General features: G+C 75.2%; 3 protein-coding genes. All 3 read right to left on the bottom strand.

Annotation, left to right across the window (positions count from 1 at the left end; translation table 11 throughout):
- Positions 1-235 (bottom strand): hypothetical protein (locus tag AX737_RS20605; RefSeq protein WP_156453857.1); only part of this gene is annotated, 235 nt, incomplete at its 3' end.
- Complete coding sequence (locus AX737_RS20600; protein ID WP_066924511.1) at positions 232-699, bottom strand: hypothetical protein; 468 nt, start codon at positions 697-699, stop codon at positions 232-234. The genes AX737_RS20605 and AX737_RS20600, both read right to left, overlap by 4 nt.
- Before the next feature lie 419 nt (positions 700-1,118).
- On the bottom strand, positions 1,119-1,385 hold the full coding sequence (locus tag AX737_RS20595) for a hypothetical protein (protein ID WP_066924512.1): 267 nt from the start codon (positions 1,383-1,385) through the stop codon (positions 1,119-1,121).
- Positions 1,386-1,408 lie beyond the last annotated feature (23 nt).

The following is a 1,408-nucleotide window of genomic DNA, read 5'->3' as shown; positions in this document are numbered from 1 at the left end:
GCGCCTGCCGGATCCGCCCGCCCGCGTCGCGGATGAGCTGGATCGCGGCCGGCCAGTCGGGCTCGGCCTCCGCGTCGGCCGCATCGACCGATTCGGGGAGGTCCGCCCGCATCCCCGCCGCCGCCTCGGCGCCGAAGATCCGGACGATCCGCTCGTGGTCTCCCGGCGCGACGAGGCGCTGGAGCGGCGTCAGCCCGCCGACGGGCGCGACACGGCGTTCCGCGGCCTCTCTCATCGGGTCTCCTCCCCGCCGAACTGGGCGAACTCGCTGGCGATGGTCTCGTGGATCCGCAACAGCCAGTCCTCGGCCGCGCGGGCGCGCGCCTCGGCCTGCTCCGCCCGCATCTCGGACTCCTTCACGCGGATCTCGGCCCGCGCCTCGGCGGCCGCGGCCCGGATCTCGGCCGCGCGCACCCGCGCCTCGGCGGCCTCGGCCTCCGCGCGGGCGTGCCGCATCAGGTCCTGCATCTGCTGCTCGCGCTCGAGCGCCTGCGCCTCGGCCTCGCGCGCCCGCGACGCGGCCCCGCGCACCCGGTCGATGAGGCCGCTCCAATCCTCCGGGGAGACCGGCGGCGGCATCTCGGCCGCGCCGGCCGGCGGCCTGACGAGGCGCACGAGGCTGATGAGCGGATCGGATCGATGCGGCTCGGCGGCGAGGCCGGCCGGACGCTCCCAGTGCAGCTTTCTCGTCGGTTCCATCGCAGTGCCCCGTCCTCGCCCGGGGCGCCGCAACGTGCGGTTCGATCCGGAGGGATCAGGTTTGGTTAACGATGGTAAAGGGCCGGTTAACGGCCGGCCCCCGACGCCGCGCGGACGCGCGGGGGCCCCGACATCCGCCGCGGCCCCCGGGGCGAACCCCGGGGCGGCGTGCGAGGCGACGGGGGCCGCGGGTCAGTTGACGCTCATCAGAACGTCGGCCGATCCGACGATGGTCGCGATCAGCCCGCAGGAGAAGACGCCGATCATCGCGTAGGTGAACGCCTTGCTGAGCATCTCGGGGTTCTCCGTTCTGGTGTCCGGGGGTGTCGTCCGGTCGGCCCCGGCCGGGCCGCCGTTAAGCGAACGTGCCGCGTTGCGAGACGGTTGCCGCGCCGCACAATCGGCCGCAGGGGCCGGGTTCAGCAGCTGTGGCCGCCGGCGGTCTGGCCGTACTGCTTCACGGTCCGTGCCTGCTGGCTGGCGTTGCCCTCCGCGGCCGAGCGCGCGGCGCAGTGCTCGTGGCCGCTCCGGTCGTGCACGCCGGGGCCGGCCGTCGGCGCGACGGTGAAGGGCGCGGCCGGAGCCGCGCGCCGCTGCGGCCGCTCGTATCTGAGGCTGAACGCGGTGGCGGAGGTGGCTGGAAGGGCGAGCGCGAGGGTCCTGGTCTTCGTCACGTCGCGGGAGATCCTTTCGGACAAGGGGATCGGGG

Source organism: Methylobacterium sp. CCH5-D2, assembly GCF_001556475.1.
Classification (GTDB): domain Bacteria; phylum Pseudomonadota; class Alphaproteobacteria; order Rhizobiales; family Beijerinckiaceae; genus Methylobacterium; species Methylobacterium hispanicum.
Note: the sequence above shows the minus strand (reverse complement) of the source record. Positions and strands in the feature narration are given on the sequence as shown.